Source organism: Streptomyces sp. NBC_00029 (assembly GCF_045160505.1).
Lineage (GTDB): Bacteria > Actinomycetota > Actinomycetes > Streptomycetales > Streptomycetaceae > Streptomyces.
In genome coordinates, this window is the sequence record NZ_CP108292.1 from 5010414 (window position 1) to 5029459 (window position 19046).

A 19046-nucleotide genomic window follows, 5' to 3' on the forward strand; every position below is an offset into this window, starting at 1 on the left:
GTCCTGCGTCGTCAGTCAGATCATGCCGGACGGTCGCCCTCGGCGGTGGACCCGGCTGCCGTTTGGAGCGCGGCGGCGGCCGCGTCCTCGGCCCTGCGGCGGTGTTCCGCGGCCCTGTCCTCGTAGATCCTGGCCATCCGCAAGTGGTACGCGGGGTTGTCCTCCTCGTAGATGTCCGGGATGCCGTCGTGGTCCTCGTCGCGCTCCTCGGCGTCGGTGAGCGCCCGGTACCTGCGGTTGCGGAGCTTGAGCATCACGCACGCGATCACGGCGGCGATCAGGGATCCGATCAGGACGGCGGCCTTGACCTCGTCGGTGAGCACCGGGTCGTCGGCGAAGGCGAGTTCGCCGATGAGGAGGGAGACGGTGAAGCCGATGCCGGCGAGCGCGGCCACCGCGAGTACGTCGGGCCAGGCCAGGTCCTCGTTCAGCTCGGCCTTGGTGAAGCGGGCGGCCAGCCAGGTGCCGCCGAAGATGCCGACGGTCTTGCCGATGACGAGGCCGAGTACGACGCCGAGGGTCTCGGGCCGGGTGAAGACCTGGGCGATGGCGTGGTCGGAGAGGGAGACACCGGCGGAGAACAGGGCGAAGAGGGGCACGGCGAGCCCGGCCGACAGGGGCCGGACCAAGTGCTCGATGTGCTCACCGGGGGACTGCTGCTCACCCTCGCGGCGGGTGCAGCGGAGCATCAGGCCCATGGCGACGCCGGCGATGGTGGCGTGGACTCCGCTGTTGTACATCAGGCCCCAGATGACCAGGGCGAGCGGGACGTAGACGTACCAGCCGTGGACGCCGCGGTGGAGCAGGAACCAGAAGAGGGCCAGGCCCACGAACGCGCCGCCGAGCGCGAGGAAGTCGATGTCGCTGGTGAAGAACACCGCGATGATCAGGATGGCGAAGAGGTCGTCGACGACCGCGAGGGTCAGCAGGAAGGCGCGCAGGGCCGACGGCAGTGAGGTGCCGATGACGGCGAGGACGGCGAGCGCGAAGGCGATGTCGGTGGCGGTGGGGACGGCCCAGCCGTCCGTGGAGCCGTCGCCCACGGTGTTGACGATGACGTAGACCACCGCGGGTACGGCCATACCGCACAGGGCGGCGATCACCGGGAGCGCGGCCGCCCTTGCGTCGCGCAGATCGCCCGCGACGAGCTCGCGCTTGAGCTCGATCCCGGCGACGAAGAAGAAGACGGCGAGGAGTCCGTCGGCGGCCCAGTGCTGGAGCGAGAGGTCCAGGCCGAGGGAGGCGGGGCCGATGTGGAAGGACCGGACGTCGGCGTAGCTGTCGGATACGGCGGGGATGTTCGCCCACAGGAGGGCGGCGATCGCGGCCACGAGCAGCAGGACTCCGCCGACGGTCTCGGTGCGCAGGGCATCGGCGACGAAGCGGCGCTCGGGCAGGGTGAGCCGGCCGAGCAGCTTGCCGCTCTTGTGGTCGGTGGGGCTGGGCGCGGCCACGAGGGACACCTCCGGGGTCGGTTGGACGGCATGACGAAGCTCATTGCCGACCAGACTTCCCGGCGCACCCTGTGGTCTTTCTTTACGCTTTGAATACCTTACAGGGCACACACGAGGACGTATCCGGCGATCATCACTTTAAGTGCGAAAGGGTCACCCGGCGCAGTGTGCCGGGTGACCCTTTCGGTGTGTCCGTGAACCGTGTCCCTGCCTGTGTTCGTGCCGGTGTCTCAGTCCTCGCTGCCGGCGGCGGGGAGCTTGCTCTGGATCAGGTCCATGACGGAGGAGTCGGCGAGCGTGGTGACGTCACCGACCGCGCGGTTCTCGGCCACGTCGCGCAGCAGACGGCGCATGATCTTGCCCGAGCGGGTCTTCGGCAGTTCCTGGACGGGCAGGATCCGCTTCGGCTTGGCGATCGGGCCGAGCGTGTTGCCCACGTGGTTGCGCAGGTCCGCGACCAGGTTCTCGGTCTCGGAGGCGCTGCCGCGCAGGATCACGAAGGCGACGATGGCCTGGCCGGTGGTCTCGTCGTTCGCGCCGACCACGGCCGCCTCGGCGACCGACGGGTGCGAGACGAGCGCCGACTCGACCTCGGTGGTCGAGATGTTGTGTCCGGAGACCAGCATGACGTCGTCCACCCGGCCGAGCAGCCAGATGTCGCCGTCGTCGTCCTTCTTGGCGCCGTCGCCCGCGAAGTACTTGCCCTCGAAGCGCGACCAGTAGGTGTCGATGAACCGCTGGTCGTCGCCCCAGATGGTGCGCAGCATCGACGGCCACGGCTCGGTGAGGACCAGGTAGCCGCCCCCGCCGTTGGGCACCTCGTGCGCCTCGTCGTCCACGACGGTGGCGGAGATTCCCGGCAGGGCGCGCTGCGCGGAGCCCGGCTTCGTGGAGGTGACGCCCGGCAGCGGGGAGATCATCATCGCGCCGGTCTCGGTCTGCCACCAGGTGTCCACGATCGGGCAGCGGTCGCCGCCGATGTGCTTGCGGTACCAGATCCAGGCCTCGGGGTTGATCGGCTCGCCGACCGATCCCAGCACGCGCAGGCTCGACAGGTCGAACTTCGCGGGGATGTCGTCGCCCCACTTCATGAACGTACGGATCGCCGTGGGCGCGGTGTAGAGGATGGTGACGCCGTACTTCTGGACGACCTCCCAGAACCGGCCCTGGTGCGGCGTGTCGGGGGTGCCCTCGTACATCACCTGGGTGGCGCCGTTCGCGAGCGGCCCGTAGACGATGTAGGAGTGCCCGGTGACCCAGCCGATGTCGGCGGTGCACCAGTAGACGTCGGTCTCCGGCTTCAGGTCGAAGACCGCGTGGTGGGTGTACGCGGCCTGCGTGAGGTAGCCGCCGGAGGTGTGCAGGATGCCCTTGGGCTTACCCGTGGTCCCCGAGGTGTAGAGGATGAAGAGCGGGTGCTCGGCATCGAACGGCTGCGGGGTGTGCTCGGCGGACTGCCGGCCGACCACGTCGTGCCACCAGACGTCGCGGCCCTCGGTGAAGGCGGTGTCCTGGTTGGTGCGGCGCACGACGAGCACGTGCTCGACCTGCGGACACCTGGCGACGGCGTCGTCGATGGCGGGCTTCAGGGCGGTGGGCTTGCCGCGGCGGTAGCCGCCGTCGGCGGTGATCACCAGCTTGGCGTCGGCGTCCTGGATGCGGGAGGCGACGGCGTCGGCGGAGAAGCCGCCGAAGACCACGGAGTGCGCGGCGCCGACGCGGGCGCACGCGAGCATCGCGACGACCGCCTCGGGGATCATCGGAAGGTAGACGGCGACCCGGTCGCCGGCCTCGACACCCAGCTCTGTCAGGGCGTTGGCGGCCCTGGAGACCTCGTCCTTGAGCTCGGCGTAGGTGATCGCGCGGCTGTCGCCGGGCTCGCCCTCGAAGTGGATGGCGACGCGGTCGCCGTTGCCGGCCTCGACGTGGCGGTCCACGCAGTTGTACGCGACGTTGAGCTTGCCGTCCGCGAACCACTTCGCGAAGGGCGGGTTCGTCCAGTCGAGCGTCTCGGTCGGCTCGGTGGCCCAGGTCAGCCGCCGCGCCTGCTCGGCCCAGAAGCCCAGCCGGTCCGCGTCGGCCTGTGCGTACGCAGCCTCGGTCACATTGGCGGCGGCGGCCAGATCGGCGGGCGGTGCGAACCGCCGCTCCTCCTTGAGCAGATTGGCCAGACTCTCATTGCTCACGACATCTCCCTTTCCCAGGGTGTCCGTTGTGTCCCCGGGCATAGCTCATCAGTCAGCGGCCCAGGTGACAAGGGGTAGCCGGGAATTGGTTTAGACCTATATCACGACTCGGTCCGCGCGAGAACGGAGTGCGAATGGCCCCTCCCCGCTGCAGGGAGCGGGGAGGGGCCAAACGATTGCACGAATACGGGAGGGTATCGGTTCAGGCGTGCTGGCCCACGCTGTCGAAGACGCGGCAGTCGAAGAAGTCCTCGCCCTCGGACAGCAGATACGCCTGGGCCTCGCCCACGTGGAAGTACATCCCGTGCAGCTCCAGCGTGCCCTCGGCGAGCCGCCGGGCGACCGATTCGTGGGCCCGCAGGTGCTCCAGCTGCTGGACGACGTTGGTCAGGCACAGCTGCTCCACGGCGTCCGCCGGGAGCCGGCCCGCGATCCGCGCCCAGGCGTGGTGGCGGCTGGCCATCCGTTCAAGGCTGGGCAGCCCGTGCTTCAGCCAGCGGCGCAGCGGGGTCATCGGTGTCCCGGGCGCGGAACTGAGCAGGGCCTGCATGGCCCCGCAGCCCGAGTGCCCGCACACGGTGATGCTGTCGACCATCAGCACGTCCACCGCGTACTCGATGGCCGCTGCGACGGAATCGTCCGTGGACTCGGCGCCGGGCAGCGGGACCAGATTGCCGACGTTGCGGACCGTGAACAGGTCGCCGGGGCCGCTGGCCGTGATCATGCTGGTCACCAGGCGGGAGTCGGCGCAGGTGAGGAAGAGCTGGGAGGGCCGCTGTCCCTCGCGGGCCAGCCGCGCCAGTTCGTCCCGCACGTGGGGTGCGGTATCGCGCTGGAAGGCGCTGATCCCACTGGCCAGTTGGCCCGCGCCGCGGCGCCGGGGCGCGGGTGAGGCGGCCCGCCCCGACGCGGTCTCCGCCTTAGCCTCTGGCTCGGTGGCCGCCGCGGCCGCCTTGGCCGCGGCCGCGGCGGTGATCGTACGGGTGCCCGCGGGGCGGTGGTCGCAGTGGTTCTGCCACGGGGTCCAGGGCCGGCAGCACTGGTGCACGCCGCGCTGCGACGCGCGGCGGGAGCGGTCCGCGTGGTGGCTCCCGTCGGTGTGACCGGCCGCGTCGACCGCGTCGGAGCCGTCGGCGGAGTCGTCGCCGGGCGCGGTTCCGGGCGGGAGCGCCGACGATCCGGAGCGGCCGGTCACCTCCAGCGAGCCGCCGTGCGCCAGGTGGGACTCCTGCCAGTCGTGCAGCGTCTCGTAGGCCGCGTGGTCCATGAACGAGCCGTCCAGCTCGACCACCGCGTGCACGTCGTGCGGAATCTGGTTCAGCACCCGGCTCAGCCGGGGCACGGCGAGGAAGGTCAACTGCCCGCGCGCCCGCACCCGGTGGACCCCGCTGTCCAGCCGTTCCGCGGTGATCCGGGTCCGGGCGAGGCGGTGCAGGGCCAGCGCGACGGCCACCGCGATACCGATGGCCACGCCCTCCAGGACCCCACCCAGCACCACGGCCGCGATCGTCGTGACGTAGACCAGGATCTCGCGGTGCCGGGTGACACTGCGCATGTGCGTGATGCTGACCATCTGCACGCCGACCGCCATCACCAGCGCGGCCAGTGCGGCGAGCGGGATCAGGTCGAGGACCGGGACCATCAGACCGGCCGCGAGCAGTACCCAGAACCCGTGCAGCATGGCCGACTTCCGGCTGGCCGCACCGGACTTGACGTTGGCCACGCTGCGGACGGCCACACCCGTGATGGGCAGCCCGCCCAGGGCCCCGGAGACGATGTTCGCGGCGCCCTGCCCCCGCAGTTCGCGGTTGAGGTCGGCGCGCGGCGGGCGGTTGCCCGTACGCCGCTCGGACGCGATCAGCTTGTCGGTCGCGACGGCGGAGAGCAGTGACTCCACGCTGCCGACGAGGGTGATGGTCAGTACCGCCGCGATGAGGCCGAGGACCGGCCCCTCGGGGAGCTCGGGCAGGGCATGGCTGCGCCAGGAGGGCAGGTCCACCCGGGGCAGGCTGAGCCCGGCCACGGCGGCGATGGCGGTGGCCGTGGCGACGGCGGCGAGCGCCGCGGGCACCTTGCGCAGGGCGCGGCCCACCCGTCCGGGCAGCCGGGGCCAGCCGAGCAGGACGATCAGGGTCAGCGCGCTGACACCGAGGGCGACCGGATGCAGATCGGCCAACTGGCCCGGCAGACCCAGGACGTTGGCCACGGCGTTGCTCTGAGGTGTGCCGCCGAGCACGATGTGCAGCTGGGCCAGGGCGATGGTCACGCCGATGCCCGCGAGCATGCCGTGCACGATGGCCGGGCTGACCATCAGTGCCGACCGGGCGGTGCGCAGGGCGGCGAGCCCGAGCTGGCACACGCCGGCGAGCACGGTGATGGCGCAGGTGGTGCGCCATCCGTAGCGCTGGATCAACTCGGCGGTGACCACGGTGAGTCCGGCGGCGGGCCCGCTCACCTGGAGCGGAGCGCCGCCGAGCCGCCCGGCGACGATCCCGCCGACCGCCGCGGCGACCAGCCCCGCCTGGAGCGGGGCCCCGGTGGCCAGGGCGATGCCGAGCGAGAGCGGCAGGGCGATCAGGAAGACGGCGATCGAGGCGGAGAGATCCGCGGGGAGGTCCTTGCGGATCTCTTGGGGTGAGCGGGTGAGGGAGGTGGCTGTCATCGGTTCCCGTCTCCTCTGAAGAGGGATGAAGCGGCGGGAGTCTCAACACTCAGTAAATGGATGGTAATGGAGAGTAAAGGTGCGCGGTGAATAATACGGGCAAATGGCCGACAAATTAGCACTCAAGAGTGATTAAGCATTTTGTTCGGCTTGTCACACCTTCCTCAAAGCGGACCACGTGGGACGTTGCGGCGCGGAAGTCCTGCGATGGAACTGCGAGGGAGAGGTGGGGCGGATGATCGCCGCCACGAAGAAGATCGCCGGCGGCCTGGTCGCCACGGCGCTGGTTCTGGGAGTCGCCGGGTGCAGCGCCTCGGAACCCGCCAAGTCCCCGGCTCCCGGGCCCCCGAACGCGCTGAAGGGGCCCGCCGCCCCGGAGGCTCCCGGCAGTGTGAACCGGCCCATCGGCGACGGCTCCACCGCGTACACGGGCACGCAGCCGAACGTGCAGAAGCCGCAGAAGCTGAAGCCCGGCGAAAAGCCGCCGCAGTTCGTGGTGTTCTCCTGGGACGGGGCCGGCGAGGACAGCCAGAAGCTTTTCTCGCACTTCCGCGAGGTCGGCAAGAAGTACAACGCCCGGATGACGTACTTCCTCAGCGGTGTCTACATGCTTCCTGAGGAGAAACGTTCCCTCTATACGGCGCCGCAGCACTCGCCCGGCCGCTCCGACATCGGCTTCGGGGACCTCCAGGGCATCAAGGACACCGCCACCCAGGTCCGCGCGGCCTGGCTGGAGGGCAATGAGATCGGCACCCACTTCAACGGGCACTTCTGCGGCCCCGACGGTGGCGTCGGCACCTGGTCGGTGGACGAGTGGAAGAGCGAGATCAACCAGGCCAAGTCGTTCGTCAAGAACTGGAAGACCAACTCCGGTCTCAAGGACCTGGAGGCGCTCCCCTTCAACTACGACAAGGAGCTGATCGGCGCCCGCACCCCCTGCCTCGAAGGCCAGAAGAACTTCATGCTGGCGGCGAAGGACATGGGCTTCCGCTACGACTCCAGCGGCATCAGCAAGCAGATCTGGCCCAAGAAGACGGACGGGCTCTGGGACATCCCGCTCCAGCTGGTGCCCATGCCGGGGCGCGCCTTCGACACCCTGAGCATGGACTACAACTACATGGTCAACCAGTCCGGGACGACGTCCCAGGGTGACCCCTCGCAGCACCAGTACTGGGGCGACCAGATGCGCGACGGCCTGCGGCAGGCCTTCGACCGCGTCTACCAGGGCAACCGCGCGCCGCTGATCATCGGCAATCACTTCGAGTCCTGGAACGGCGGCACCTACATGCGTGCCGTCGAGGAGTCCATCCAGACCATGTGCACCCAGAAGGAGGTCCGCTGCGTGCCGTTCCGGGAGCTGGTGGACTGGCTGGACGCGCAGGACCCGAAGGCCCTGGAGTGGATGCGCACCCTCGACGTCGGCGAGACGCCGAAGGAGGGCTGGGCGAAGTTCCTGACCGCGGGGCCGCCGGCGGCGCCGGCCGCCCCCGCGGGTGTCAAGCCGGCTGCGGAGCCGGCCGAGGAGAGTGGGGACGAGGGCTGACGAGCACCTCCGCCCCCTCCACCCCCTCGCGCAGGACGAAATCGGGGTCGACCTGGCCGGCCAGGTCGACCCCGGTCTTCGCGTTGCCCCAGCTCTCCGCGTTCCTGAGGTGGAAGCTCACCATCTGCTCGGTGTACCGGGCCCAGTCGCGGTGCGCGTACGAGTCGTCGGCGGCGTCCTGGAGCTCCTGGAGGGCGAACCGGTTGGACGCCTCCAGCAGCTCGAAGGGGGCCGGACGGCCCTTCTCCATGGCCCGCACCCAGTCCGAGTGCCCGACGGTGACCAGCAGGTCCTCGCCCACCTCGTCCTGGAGGAACTCGATGTCCTCGGGTCCCTGCACCTTGTTGCCGATGACCTTGAGCGCGACCCCGAAGTCCCGGGCGTACTCCTTGTACTGGCGGTAGACGGAGACGCCCTTGCGGGTCGGTTCGGCGACCAGGAAGGTCACGTCGAAACGGGTGAACATGCCGGAGGCGAAGGAGTCCGAGCCGGCCGTCATGTCGACGACCACGTACTCGTCCGGACCGTCGACGAGGTGATTGAGGCAGAGCTCGACCGCCCCGACCTTGGAGTGGTAGCAGGCCACCCCCAGGTCGGCCTCGGTGAAGGGGCCGGTGGCCATGAGCCGGACGGGCTCCCCGTCGAGCAGGAGGGTGCGTGCGCAGGCTTCGTAGACCGGGTTGTCCTCGCTGACGCGCAGCAGGCGCGAGCCGCGGCCGGGCGGGGTGGTCTTGATCATGGTGTCGGCGGACGCGATGCGCGGATTGGAACCCCGCAGGTACTCCTTGATCAGGGGCAGGTGCGCGCCCAGGGCGGGCAGTTCGGCGGCCTCGTCCTCGGTGAGCCCGAGTGCGGCGGCCAAGTGCTGGTTGATGTCGGCGTCCACCGCGACGACGGGGGCCTCATTGGCGGCGAGGTGGCGGATGAAGAGGGAGGACAGGGTCGTCTTGCCGCTGCCGCCCTTTCCTACGAAAGCGATCTTCATGTTCACCAAGCGTAGTGGGTTGATAGCAGGGTGTTGTCAAGGTGAGTGAAGAAGACCACTCCAAGGAGGGGTCGGTGCTATGGGTGCGCAGTGCGTAGGCTCCCTACCTATGAGTAGCGCTTCTGACCCGCTGGCCCCCCTGGCCGGGCTCCCGGGTGTCGCCGAGTCCGTGGATTCCGTACGCAAGGCCGTGGACCGGGTCTACGGGCACCGCGTGATGCGCCGCCGCAGCGGCGAGATCACCTCGGAGGCCGCCCTGCGCGGCGCGCGCGGCAGCGCGGCGCTGTCCGGTGCGGACTGGGCGCTGGAGGAGGTGCGGCGACGGACCGACTTCGGGTCGGAGCCGGAGGCGATGACGGTGGGAGCGGCGCTGCGGCTGACGGCGGAAGCCGGTCAACTCCTCAGCATCTGGCGCCAGTCGCCCCTACGGGTACTGGCGCGGCTGCATCTGGTGGCGTGCGGGTCGACTGCCGACGGCGATGTGGTGGGCCGTCCGCGGCTGGCGGGCGAGCCGGTGGTGGAGCCCCTGGTGGAACTCCGGCTGCCGGGCGCCGAGGAGGTCGCCGGCCGGCTGGAAGGACTGTCGCAGCTGATCATCGCGGGCGGTTCCGCCCCGGCCCTGATCATGGCGGCGGTGGTGCACGGCGAGCTGATGGCCCTGCGCCCGTTCGGCTCGTACAACGGGCTGGTGGCGCGGGCGGCCGAGCGGATCGTCCTGATCAACAGCGGCCTGGACCCCAAGGCGATCTGTCCGGCGGAGGTCGGCCACGCGGAGCAGGGGAGCGAGGCCTACGTGGCCGCCCTCGAGGGGTACGTCTCCGGGACCGCGGAGGGGATGACCGCCTGGATCGCGCACTGTGGCCGGGCGATCGAGCTGGGTGTGCGCGAGTCGACGGCGGTCTGCGAAGCCCTGCAGCGCGGCGCGGCCTGAGCCGTTCGGCCCTGTCCCCGGGGTCTACGGGCCCCGGGCGCGGCTCCGGCGCTGGGTCTCGGGAGTGGCTCCGTGTCCGGGCGTGGGCGCCGGGCCCGAGGTCTTCCGGGCCCGGACATGGGTTGCGGCGACACCGTCTTGCTTTGGTGTCGCCGCTGGCATTTACGCCCAGTTACCAAGCGTCCTCGATATATGCCCATCAGGTCGGGGTCTTTGCCCGTTACCTGGTGCGGCTGGCCCGTAATCGACGGGTCGACGTCGCGTGGGTGCTCGGCGCTCATGCTTCGGTCCGTGGGCCTTACTGCGTTTTAAAGATGATCCTCTCGGATGTTCTTTGGTCTCGCGGGCCGTTGCTTTATTTGTACTCCGCTTCGGAGCCATGCGAAACCCCTGGCTCCAGTTTTTACTTTCCAGGACGACCGAGGGCGAATCGGACAGTCCTTATCCGTGCAGGTCAGGACATTCGGCCGGAGCCGGCCGCGGCCAGCGCATGGGCACGGCGCCGGCTGGCGTACCAGACGAGGCCCGCCGTGGCGGCTGCCGCACCCACGGCCGCTACGGCGACCAGGGCCGGGCGGGTCGGCATGGACAGCCCGGGGAGGCGCTGCTTGAGCCGAACGGGGCGGTTGAACACCAGGACCGGCCACTCGCGCGCCACGGCTTCGCGGCGCAGCGCCCGGTCGGGATTGACGGCGTGCGGGTGGCCGACCGCCTCGAGCATCGGGATGTCGGTGACCGAGTCGCTGTAGGCGTAGCACCGGGTGAGGTCGTACCCCTCGGACTCGGCGAGTTCGCGCACGGCTTCCGCCTTGGTGGGCCCGTAGGCGTAGTACTCGATCTCGCCGGTGAAGCATCCGTCCTCACCCACGACCATGCGGGTGGCGACGACCCGGTCGGCGCCGAGCATCTCTCCGATCGGTTCGACCACCTCCGCGCCGGAGGTGGACACGATCACCACGTCGCGGCCCGCTGTGTGGTGGGCCTCGATCAGGGAGGCGGCCTCGTCGTAGATGATCGGATCGATGAGGTCGTGCAGGGTCTCCGCGACGATCTCCCGCACCTGCTGCACGTTCCACCCCTTGCAGAGGGCGGACAGGTACTCCCGCATCCGTTCCATCTGGTCGTGGTCGGCGCCGCCGGCCAGGAAGATGAACTGCGTGTACGCGGTGCGCAACACGGCTCGCCGGTTGATCAGGCCGCCTTGGTAGAAGGACTTGCTGAACGTCAAGGTGCTCGACTTCGCAATGACCGTCTTGTCCAGGTCGAAGAAGGCTGCGGTGCGAGGCGAGGAGTGCGGCAAGGGCTGATTTTCCACGCCCCGAGCATATGCGCCCACCATTCGGCGTAAGGTGTGGCGCGTGGGTTTGCCTGAGAAGGCTCTCGGGTACACCATGGAAGTCACGGATCGTTCGCGACCGTGCTAACCCGGTCTGGCTCCTCCCCCCCCGAGTCGGACCGTGGGGACGACCCCCGCTCTCCCCCCCGGCGGGGGTCGTCGCATGTCCGGACGCGGTTCGCGTCCCTGCCTTCGGCCCCAAGTGACCATCCTCCGGCCCTTCCTCCTGTGCGGGGCCGACGCGGCGAAGGCCCTCACCACATCAGACTCGTGACGGTGCGTAGTGGTTCCGCCGCGCTCCGGAAGTCACCTGCGCGGGTGACCGGGTTATTCACAATCGATGAGTTGTCCACAGTTATCCAACAAGATCCACTTCTTTTTCCTGAACGCTGCACGGTGATTCCAGCTGCGAAGTCCGCGGCGGCTGGATTTACAGGGAGAAGGGGGCGGAGATCGTGGCTCGATCGAAGTCGTGCGAAACGCCGGAGGCCGTGGTCGCGGGAAGGGGGACGAGGGCCGGGGCGGGCATCGGGCCGGCTTCCGTGGCCGGATCCGAACCCGGCGGCGGGCGGCCGCTGATCATCACCGAGGACCCGCTGCTGCTCGACGATCTGCTGCGGCTGTGCGCCGCCGCGGGTGCCGAGCCGCATGTGCACCACGCGCTTCCCGAGCAGGGCGGGGCCGCGGGGACGGTCGGAGCGGACGCGGACGCGGAGGCTGCGCCGGGGAGCGCGGGGTGGGAATCCGCTCCGCTCGTGCTGGTGGGCGACGACGCCGCCCGGCGAGTGCGCGGGGCGCCGCGCCGGGCCGGGGTGTTCCTCGTCGGCCGGGAACTGGACGACCCCCAGGTGTGGCAACAGGCGGTCCAGATCGGCGCCGAGGAGGTACTGCGGCTCCCCGACGCCGAGAGCCTGCTCGTCGACCGCATCGCCGACGTCGTGGAGGGGGCCGGGCGGCCCGCCCTCGCCGTGGGGGTGATCGGAGGCAGCGGCGGCGCCGGCGCCTCCACCCTCGCCTGTGCGCTCGCCGTGCGGGCCGCCCGAGCCGGGGAGCGGACCATCCTCATCGACGGCGACCCGCTGGGCGGGGGCATGGACGTCCTGCTGGGCGGCGAGAGCGCCGAAGGGCTGCGCTGGCCGGACTTCGCGGCCTCGCGGGGCCGGGTCGGCGCCGGAGCGCTGGAGGAGTCCCTTCCCGAGCTGCACGCGCTGCGGGTGCTCAGCTGGGACCGCGGCGACCGGGTGGTGGTGCCGCCCGCCGCGATCCGGTCCGTGGTGGCCGCGGCGCGCCGCCGCGGCGGGGTGGTCGTGGTCGACCTGCCGCGGCGGGTCGACGAAGCCGTGGCCGAAGTGCTGGCCCAGCTCGACCTGGTGCTGATGGTGGTGCCGGGAGAGCTGCGGTCGGTGGCGGCCGCGGGCCGGGTGGCGGCCGGGGTGCGGATGGTGGCCCGGGACGTGCGTGTCGTCGTACGGGGACGCTGCCCCGGCGGCCTCGAACCGGATGCCGTGGCCGGGCTGTTGGGAGCGCCGCTGGCCGGGGAGGTGCCGGTCGAGCTGGGACTCCCGGGGCGGGTGGCCGAGGGGGAGCCCCCGGGGACCCAGGAGCGGGGCGCACTGGCCCGCTTCTGCGACGGCTTCTGGCAGCGGGCACTCGGGTCCCCCCAGGGGGTGCCGGCATGAGCGCGGTGCTCCTGGACGCGGTGCGCAGGCGGCTCGCCGAGACCGGGGCGGAACCGACCCCGGCGCGGGTGGCGGCCGCCCTTCGGGCCCAGGGAAGGCTGCTTGGCGACGCCGAAGTGCTGGGCGTGGCAGCCGAGTTACGGTCCGAGCTGGTCGGCGCGGGCCCGCTGGAGCCGCTGCTTTCCGATCCGGAGGTCACCGACGTGCTGGTGGCGGCCCCCGACCGGGTGTGGGTGGACCGGGGTGGCGGGCTGGAGCTGACCGGGGTGACCTTCGCCGACGCCGAGGCCGTGCGCAGGCTCGCCCAGCGGCTGGCCGCCGTGGCGGGGCGACGTCTCGACGACGCCCGGCCCTGGGTGGACGCCCGGATGCCCGACGGGACCCGGCTGCACGCCGTGCTGCCGCCGGTCTCGGTCGGGTCGGCCTGCCTCTCGCTGCGGGTGGTGCGGCCGAGGGCGTTCACGCTGGAGGAGCTCGTCGCCGCAGGGACTCTGCCGCCCGGTGGGCACCGGCTGCTGCGGGACATGGTCGAGGCCAGGCTGTCGTTCCTCGTCTCCGGCGGCACGGGAACGGGTAAGACCACTTTGCTCAGTGCCCTGTTGGGTCTGGTCGGCCCCGGGGAGCGGATCGTGCTGGCCGAGGATTCGGCCGAGCTGCGCCCCGACCATCCGCATGTGGTGCGGCTGGAGACCCGGCCGGCCAACCAGGAGGGAGCGGGCCTGGTGACCCTGGCGGACCTGGTCCGGCAGGCGCTGCGGATGCGGCCCGACCGGCTGGTGGTGGGCGAGGTGCGGGGCGCCGAGGTGGCGGACCTGCTGGCCGCTCTGAACACGGGTCACGAAGGCGGCTGCGGGACTGTTCACGCCAATGCAGCCGCCCATGTTCCGGCGCGGCTGGAGGCGCTCGGGACGGCCGCCGGGCTCGATCGGGCTTCCCTGCACAGCCAGTTGGCCGCGGCATTGACCCTGGTGCTCCATCTGGTCCGTGATCGGGAGGGACGGCGGCGGCTGGCCGAGGTGCACGTGCTGGAGAGGGACGCCGCCGGGCTGGTGATGACCGTACCGGCGCTGCGCTGGGCCGCGCGGGGCTTCGTACGGGAGCGGGGCTGGGAACGGCTTCGCCCGCTGCTGCGGGGTGCGCGGTGAACGCGGGGGCGGCGCTTCCGGTGCCGCTGTTCGCCGGGGTGCTGTGTGCCGCGGCGGCCGTCTGGGGGCTGGCCGGGGGCGACCGGGTGACCCGTCGGGCCCGGGTCGTGCTCGTCGCGGGCGGTCCGATGGTGCCAGGCGCGCCGCTGCGCCGGGAGCGGCTGCTGGTCGCCGTACGGGTGCGGGCGGCGCGGTGGCGGGAGTGGGCCTGTCTCGGGGCCGGGCTGCTGGTCGCCGCGCTCGGCGGGTCGGTGATTCCGCTGCTCGCGGGGGCGGCCGCGATGCCGCTCGTGCGGCGGTGGCTGCGGGTGAGGGCGCGGGAGCGGGCCAGGGCGGCACGGGCCGCCGAGGTGGTGGCCCTGTGCGGTGCGGTGGTGGGCGAACTGCGGGCGGGATCCCAGCCGGGGCAGGCCCTGACGGCGGCGCTGCGGCGCACGGCCGCCGGACCCGGCGGACCGGGTGCGGCGGAGGCGGGAGTGCTGGCTGCTGCGGCCTTCGGCGAGGACGTGCCCGGCGCGCTGCGCCAGGCGGCGCGGGAGCCCGGCGCGGACGGGCTGGCCGGGATGGCGGCTTGCTGGCGGGTGTCGGTGGACGGCGGTGCGGGACTGGCCGCCGGACTGGAGCGGCTGGAAGGGGCCCTGCGGGCCGAGCGGGACCGGCAGGAATCGCTGCGGGCCCAGCTGGCGGGGGCGCGGTCGACGGTGGTGGTTCTCGCCCTGCTGCCGCTGGTGGGCCTGCTGATCGGCACCGGGCTGGGCGCTGATCCGTTGCGCGTGCTGCTGCACACGCCGATGGGGTGGGGATGCCTGCTGGCCGGCGGCGTACTGGAGGCGCTGGGGCTGCTGTGGTGCGGGCGGATCGTCCGGGCGGGGGAGCGGTGACGGCCGGCCACGTCGTTCACAGGCTGGGGATCGCCGTCTGCCTGGCGGTGGTGGCCCTGTGGGCGGTGCGGGAGGTGGCCGCACGGGTCCGGATGCGGGCGGCCCGGCGCAGGACCACGGCTCTGCTGGGGGCGGAGCCGGCGCGGCGCGAGGCGGCGTGGGGATCCGCGGTGCGCGGTGCGACGGCCGCGTGGGCCGGGCCGGCGGGGGCGCTGCTGGCCGGCTGGGTGCTCGTCGGCGGGGTGACGGGTGTGGCCGTCGGAGCTCTGACCGCGTTCGGCGTGCGGCGCTGGCAGGCGAGGGCGCGGCCACCGGCCGCAGTGGATCCGAAGGAGGCGGAGCGTCAGCTGCCGTTCGCGGCTGACCTGTTGGCCGCGTGTCTGGCGGCCGGGGCCGGCCCGGTGGAGGCCGCCGAGGTGGTGGGGGAGTCGCTGGGCGGCCCGGTGGGCGAGCGGCTGGCGAGGGCCGGGGCGGAGCTGCGGCTGGGCGGCGAACCGGGCGCCGGGTGGGGGAGGTTGGCGGAGATACCCGGCGCCGGGGCGCTTGCGCAATGCCTGGAACGGGCGGCCCGGACGGGGGCGCCCGCGGCGGAACCGGTCTCCCGGCTCGCGTCCGGGTTGCGGGAGGACCGGGCCCGCAGTGCGGGAGCGAGGGCGCAGCGGGCGGCGGTTCTCGTCACGGCGCCGGTGGGGCTGTGTTTTCTCCCCGCTTTTCTCGCGATCGGGGTCGCACCGGTGGTGATCGGAATGGCGTCGGGACTTCTCTCGAACACCTGAAGTCGCATGGGCCACATACATCAACAGAAGAAATCACAGGAGGCTGTCATGAGGATCATCTGGTTTCGTGTACGGGCGGTACTGCGGGGGCGTGGGGGCGACGCGGGGATGTCCACCTCGGAATACGCTATGGGCACGATCGCGGCCTGCGCATTCGCGGCCGTCCTCTACAAGGTGGTGACGAGTGAAGTCGTCGCCACGGCCCTTCAGTCGACCATCGGAAAGGCGCTCGATGTGCCGTTCTGAGGGTGGGCCACGGGGCGGCCGGGGAAAGTCGGACCGGGGATATGTGACGGCGGAGGCCGCCCTGGTGATCCCGGCTCTGGTGCTGTTCGCGGCGCTGCTGGTGTGGGCGTTGATGGCGGCCGCCGCGCAGATCCGTTGTGTGGACGCGGCCCGGGCCGGTGCCCGGGCGGCGGCCAGGTCGGAGCCGCTGGAGGTGGCTCAGGCGGCGGCCCGGGCGGCAGCTCCCGCGGGGGCACGGGTGGAGCTGGAGCGGGTGGGAGACCTCTGGCGGGTCCGGGTGGAGGCTCCGGCACCAGGTCCGGGCGGGCTGCCGGTACGGCTCGGCGCGCAGGCCGTGGCCCTGGCGGAGGACAGCGTGGGGCCGCCGCCGTGAGCCGGGACCGGGGTTCGGCCACGGTCTGGGCGGCGCTGGTGGCGACGGTGCTGGGTGCGGTGTTCGGAGGTGTGCTGCTCCTCGGCCAGGCCGTCGTGGCTCGCCACCGGGCGGCGGCGGCCGCCGACCTGGCGGCGCTCGCGGCGGCGGGCACCTGGGCCCACGGGCCGGAGACGGCCTGTGCGACGGCCCTGCGGGTGGCCCGGGCGCAGGGCGCGGTGCTCGGCGGGTGTCTCCTGCGGGGGGAGGTCGCCGAGGTCACCGCCCGGGTCGCCGCGGGCCCCTTCACCCCCGGGATCCGGGCCCGGGCCGGACCGCCCGGGGCGCCGGCGGGCTGAGGGCCACGGGCGGCGCCCGGACCGGGGGCCGTCAGGCCCCGGCGGGCGGGGATTCGACGGGCGGGGCTTCGGCCAGGAGGCGGGTCAGGAGGCGGATGGCGCCGCGCTTGTGCAGGGGCTCGTTGCCGTTGCCGCACTTGGGGGACTGGATGCAGGACGGGCAGCCGGCCTCGCACTCGCAGGCGGCGATCGCGTCGCGGGTCGCAGTGAGCCAGGCGCGGGCCGTGCGGAAGGCGCGCTCCGCGAAGCCGGCGCCGCCGGGGTGGCCGTCGTAGACGAAGACGGTGGGGAGGAGGGTGTCGGGATGCAGCGGCACGGAGACGCCGCCGATGTCCCAGCGGTCGCAGGTGGCGAACAGCGGCAGCATGCCGATGGAGGCGTGTTCGGCGGCGTGCAGGGCGCCGCCGAGGATCTCCGGGTTGATCCGGGCCTCCTCGAGCTGGTCCTCGGTCACCGTCCACCACACGGCCCGGGTGCGCAGGGTGCGGGGCGGCAGGTCGAGCTTGGCCTCGCCCAGCACCTCGCCGGTGATCAGTTTGCGGCGCAGATAGGAGACGACCTGGTTGGTGACCTCGACGGAGCCGAAGCAGAGCCGGGCCGAGCCCCACGGGATCTCGGTCTCGGTCTCCAGGATGGAGATGGAGGTGGTGTCCCGGGCCGTGGTGGAGAAGGGCGGATCCGCCTGCTCCACGAGGGCCACGGAATCCTCCAGGTCCAGGTGCTTCACGAGGTACGTGCGGCCCTGGTGGAGGTGGACGGCCCCCTCGTGGACGGCGGTGTGGGCCGCCGACTCGTCGACCGTCCCCAGCAGCCGGCCGGTCGAGGCCTCGACGATCTGCACCGGGCGGCCGCCGCCGCCCCGGATGTCGGTCAGGTCCGAGGCCCGCTCCCGGCGGGTCCAGTGCCAGGCGGTGGCCCTGCGGCGCAGCAGTTTCGCCGCCTCGAGCTGAGGAAGGAGGTCCTCGGTCGCCGGGCCGAAGAGTTCCAGGTCCGCCTCGGTCAGCGGCAGCTCCGCCGCCGCCGCGCACAGGTGGGGGGCGAGGACGTACGGGTTGTCGGGGTCCAGGACGGTGGCCTCCACCGGCTGGTCGAAGAGCGCCTCGGGGTGGTGGACGAGGTAGGTGTCCAGCGGGTCGTCCCGGGCGATCAGCACGGCCAGGGCGCCCTGGCCCGAGCGCCCTGCGCGGCCGGCCTGCTGCCACAGGGAGGCCCTCGTGCCCGGGTAGCCGGTGATCAGGACGGCGTCCAGGCCCGAGACGTCCACACCCAGCTCCAGGGCCGTCGTGGCGGCCAGTCCGAGGAGTTCGCCGGAGTGCAGAGCCCGCTCCAGGGCCCGGCGCTCCTCGGGGAGGTAGCCGCCCCGGTAGGCGGCGACCCTGCGGGCCAGCGACCGGTCGACCGACGCGAGCCGTTCCTGGGCGATCACGGAGATCAGCTCGGCGCCGCGCCGGGAGCGGACGAAGGCGACCGTACGGACCCCCTGGACCACCAGATCGGTCAGCAGGTCGGCCGTCTCCGCGGTGGCCGTACGGCGTACGGGAGCGCCCTTCTCGCCCCGCAGCTCGGTGAGCAGCGGGGGCTCCCACAGGGCGAAGACCACCTCGCCCCGCGGTGAGGCGTCGTCGGTGATCTCGATCACGCGCGCACCGGTCAGCCGGGACGCGGCGGCCGCGGGGTCGCTGGCGGTGGCGGAGGCGAGCAGGAAGACCGGGTCGGCGCCGTAGCGGGCGCACAGCCGCCGTAGCCGGCGCAGGACCTGTGCCACGTGGGAGCCGAAGACCCCGCGGTAGGTGTGGCACTCGTCGATGACGACGTAGCGCAGGGCCCGCAGGAAGGAGGACCAGCGCGGGTGGGCCGGGAGGATCCCGCGGTGCAGCATGTCGGGGTTGGTCAGGACGTAGTTCGCGTACTGCCGCACCCACTCGCGTTCCTCGACGGGCGTGTCCCCGTCGTAGACCGCGGGGCGCACGGCGTTGCCCAGCGGGGCGGCCAGTTCCCGTACGGCGCGCCGCTGGTCGGCCGCCAGGGCCTTGGTGGGGGCCAGGTACAGGGCTGTCGCGCCCCTGCCGTTCGGGGCCTCGGCTCCGTCGGCGAGGGCGGAGAGCACGGGTGCGAGGTAGGCCAGGGACTTGCCGGAGGCGGTGCCGGTGGCCACGACCACGGACGTTCCGTCGAGGGCGAGCTCGGCCGCCGCGGCCTGGTGTTCCCACGGATGGTCGATTCCGGCCGATCGGATCGCGGCTACGACGTCTGTTCGGATGCGGTCCGGCCAGACTGCATGACGACCCGCCCGAGGGGGCAAGTGCTCCGTATGGGTGATGCGCGCAGCACGGGAAGGCCCCCGTGACAGGCGGTCCAGGACCGTGTCGGGGGTGGGTCGAGGGTCCGCATGTGCCCTGGGCTGTCCGGGACCGTGAGTGTTGGCCATCGGAACCGAGTGTGTCACCGGCGTGCGGGACAATGGTCCGAAGGCGTCGTGCGCGCCTGCCGGTAAGTGATTGAATGCCATCG

The 19046-nt window shown here is 72.1% G+C and carries 15 protein-coding genes; 9 read left to right on the top strand and 6 right to left on the bottom strand.

The genetic code is table 11. From position 1 onward, the window contains the following. Window positions 1–20 precede the first annotated feature (20 nt). The 3 genes from nhaA to OG753_RS23520 all read right to left on the bottom strand — a co-directional run bounded on the left by nhaA (window position 21) and on the right by OG753_RS23520 (window position 6302). A complete protein-coding gene (nhaA, locus tag OG753_RS23510) occupies window positions 21–1454 on the bottom strand; it encodes a Na+/H+ antiporter NhaA (protein WP_405790004.1) in 1434 nt (477 codons plus the stop codon). Between the two features lie 230 nt (window positions 1455–1684). After that, the gene (acs, locus tag OG753_RS23515) at window positions 1685–3682 is read right to left on the bottom strand and encodes an acetate--CoA ligase (protein WP_405790006.1); all 1998 of its coding nucleotides are present in this window, start codon (window positions 3680–3682) and stop codon (window positions 1685–1687) included. 160 nt (window positions 3683–3842) lie between these two features. Beyond that, window positions 3843–6302, bottom strand: coding sequence for a SulP family inorganic anion transporter (locus tag OG753_RS23520; RefSeq protein ID WP_405790007.1), 2460 nt, complete (start codon window positions 6300–6302; stop codon window positions 3843–3845). Window positions 6303–6537: 235 nt separating this feature from the next. On the opposite strand from OG753_RS23520, the gene OG753_RS23525 reads away from it, so the two are divergent. Then, window positions 6538–7845 (top strand): hypothetical protein, encoded by a 1308-nt coding sequence (locus tag OG753_RS23525; RefSeq protein WP_405790008.1) that lies wholly within the window; start codon window positions 6538–6540, stop codon window positions 7843–7845. Here OG753_RS23525 and OG753_RS23530 read toward each other — a convergent pair. Next, window positions 7799–8830, bottom strand: a complete 1032-nt coding sequence (locus tag OG753_RS23530) for an ATP-binding protein (RefSeq protein WP_405790009.1) — start codon at window positions 8828–8830, stop codon at window positions 7799–7801. The two genes, OG753_RS23525 and OG753_RS23530, sit on opposite strands and share 47 nt — an antisense overlap. A gap of 109 nt (window positions 8831–8939) precedes the next feature. Between OG753_RS23530 and OG753_RS23535 the strand changes: the two genes are divergently transcribed. Beyond that, on the top strand, window positions 8940–9761 hold the full coding sequence (locus OG753_RS23535; RefSeq protein ID WP_405790010.1) for an oxidoreductase: 822 nt from the start codon (window positions 8940–8942) through the stop codon (window positions 9759–9761). Between the two features lie 454 nt (window positions 9762–10215). Here OG753_RS23535 and OG753_RS23540 read toward each other — a convergent pair whose 3' ends face one another. Continuing rightward, entirely contained in the window at window positions 10216–11100 is an 885-nt protein-coding gene (locus tag OG753_RS23540; RefSeq protein ID WP_327263681.1) for an HAD-IB family hydrolase, read from the bottom strand. 539 nt (window positions 11101–11639) lie between these two features. On the opposite strand from OG753_RS23540, the gene ssd reads away from it, so the two are divergent. From ssd to OG753_RS23575, 7 genes are read left to right on the top strand one after another with little or no spacing between them, the layout of a single operon-like run. Continuing rightward, window positions 11640–12776, top strand: a complete 1137-nt coding sequence (ssd, locus tag OG753_RS23545) for a septum site-determining protein Ssd (RefSeq protein ID WP_405790011.1) — start codon at window positions 11640–11642, stop codon at window positions 12774–12776. Beyond that, window positions 12773–13921: a TadA family conjugal transfer-associated ATPase gene (locus OG753_RS23550; protein ID WP_383198836.1), complete on the top strand. Its 1149-nt coding sequence runs from the start codon at window positions 12773–12775 to the stop codon at window positions 13919–13921. Before ssd ends, OG753_RS23550 begins: the two co-directional genes overlap by 4 nt. Next, the gene (locus OG753_RS23555) at window positions 13918–14802 is read left to right on the top strand and encodes a type II secretion system F family protein (protein ID WP_405790012.1); all 885 of its coding nucleotides are present in this window, start codon (window positions 13918–13920) and stop codon (window positions 14800–14802) included. The genes OG753_RS23550 and OG753_RS23555 overlap by 4 nt, the downstream gene beginning before the upstream one ends. Further along, the gene (locus OG753_RS23560) at window positions 14799–15578 is read left to right on the top strand and encodes a type II secretion system F family protein (RefSeq protein ID WP_327263684.1); all 780 of its coding nucleotides are present in this window, start codon (window positions 14799–14801) and stop codon (window positions 15576–15578) included. The genes OG753_RS23555 and OG753_RS23560 overlap by 4 nt, the downstream gene beginning before the upstream one ends. Before the next feature lie 48 nt (window positions 15579–15626). Next, a complete protein-coding gene (locus OG753_RS23565; protein WP_327263685.1) occupies window positions 15627–15824 on the top strand; it encodes a DUF4244 domain-containing protein in 198 nt (65 codons plus the stop codon). Further along, window positions 15811–16197, top strand: a complete 387-nt coding sequence (locus OG753_RS23570) for a TadE family type IV pilus minor pilin (protein ID WP_405790013.1) — start codon at window positions 15811–15813, stop codon at window positions 16195–16197. Before OG753_RS23565 ends, OG753_RS23570 begins: the two co-directional genes overlap by 14 nt. Continuing rightward, entirely contained in the window at window positions 16194–16535 is a 342-nt protein-coding gene (locus OG753_RS23575) for an Rv3654c family TadE-like protein (RefSeq protein WP_405790014.1), read from the top strand. Before OG753_RS23570 ends, OG753_RS23575 begins: the two co-directional genes overlap by 4 nt. A 31-nt stretch (window positions 16536–16566) precedes the next feature. Here OG753_RS23575 and OG753_RS23580 read toward each other — a convergent pair whose 3' ends face one another. Continuing rightward, window positions 16567–19044 carry a DEAD/DEAH box helicase gene (locus tag OG753_RS23580; RefSeq protein ID WP_327263688.1) on the bottom strand — a complete coding sequence of 826 codons (2478 nt, stop codon included), beginning with the start codon at window positions 19042–19044 and terminating at the stop codon, window positions 16567–16569. Window positions 19045–19046 lie beyond the last annotated feature (2 nt).

What these genes read in the sequence shown, in the direction of transcription:
- acs (WP_405790006.1), bottom strand. Translation starts at nt 3,682, where the DNA reads ATGCCCGGGGACACAACGGACACCCTGGGAAAGGGAGATGTCGTGAGC.
- OG753_RS23540 (WP_327263681.1), bottom strand. Translation starts at nt 11,100, where the DNA reads ATGGTGGGCGCATATGCTCGGGGCGTGGAAAATCAGCCCTTGCCGCAC.
- OG753_RS23525 (WP_405790008.1), top strand. Translation starts at nt 6,538, where the DNA reads ATGATCGCCGCCACGAAGAAGATCGCCGGCGGCCTGGTCGCCACGGCG.
- OG753_RS23520 (WP_405790007.1), bottom strand. Translation starts at nt 6,302, where the DNA reads ATGACAGCCACCTCCCTCACCCGCTCACCCCAAGAGATCCGCAAGGAC.
- OG753_RS23535 (WP_405790010.1), top strand. Translation starts at nt 8,940, where the DNA reads ATGAGTAGCGCTTCTGACCCGCTGGCCCCCCTGGCCGGGCTCCCGGGT.
- OG753_RS23570 (WP_405790013.1), top strand. Translation starts at nt 15,811, where the DNA reads ATGTGCCGTTCTGAGGGTGGGCCACGGGGCGGCCGGGGAAAGTCGGAC.
- OG753_RS23550 (WP_383198836.1), top strand. Translation starts at nt 12,773, where the DNA reads ATGAGCGCGGTGCTCCTGGACGCGGTGCGCAGGCGGCTCGCCGAGACC.
- OG753_RS23565 (WP_327263685.1), top strand. Translation starts at nt 15,627, where the DNA reads ATGAGGATCATCTGGTTTCGTGTACGGGCGGTACTGCGGGGGCGTGGG.
- OG753_RS23580 (WP_327263688.1), bottom strand. Translation starts at nt 19,044, where the DNA reads ATGGCATTCAATCACTTACCGGCAGGCGCGCACGACGCCTTCGGACCA.
- OG753_RS23530 (WP_405790009.1), bottom strand. Translation starts at nt 8,830, where the DNA reads ATGAAGATCGCTTTCGTAGGAAAGGGCGGCAGCGGCAAGACGACCCTG.